This is a genomic window from Adlercreutzia sp. DFI.6.23, from assembly GCF_024462535.1.
Classification (GTDB): Bacteria; Actinomycetota; Coriobacteriia; order Coriobacteriales; family Eggerthellaceae; genus Adlercreutzia; species Adlercreutzia rubneri.
Genome location: NZ_JANGBP010000475.1, coordinates 1 through 303 on the forward strand (window position 1 = coordinate 1; position 303 = coordinate 303).

The window sequence follows — 303 nt, forward strand, 5'->3', positions numbered from 1 at the left end:
CTCGAAAGTTGTCAAAGTTAGCAGAAGCAAACTCCGTAGCACAAGGCGGAATAATGTCGTATTGGCGGCAGCGCTGTGGCAAAAAGGGGCTCCGTGCTACGGATTGCGTTAGCGACGACACCAGCGCCAGCGTAAACAGAGAGAAAGGGGCCTGGATACGGGAGTATATCGGAACCGAAAATGGCGGAGGAGGAGGGATTCGAACCCTCGTCACCGGGAGCACCGGTGAAACGGTTTTCGAGACCGCCGCATTCAACCACTCTACCACCCCTCCGCAGGGGCGATGCGCCGCCTAAAGGGGCG

At 58.1% G+C, this 303-nt stretch carries 1 tRNA gene; it reads right to left on the reverse strand.

Going from position 1 to position 303, the window contains the following annotated elements:
* Positions 1-181: 181 nt before the first annotated feature.
* A tRNA-Ser gene (locus tag NE591_RS14215) sits at positions 182-274 on the reverse strand.
* Positions 275-303: the final 29 nt, after the last annotated feature.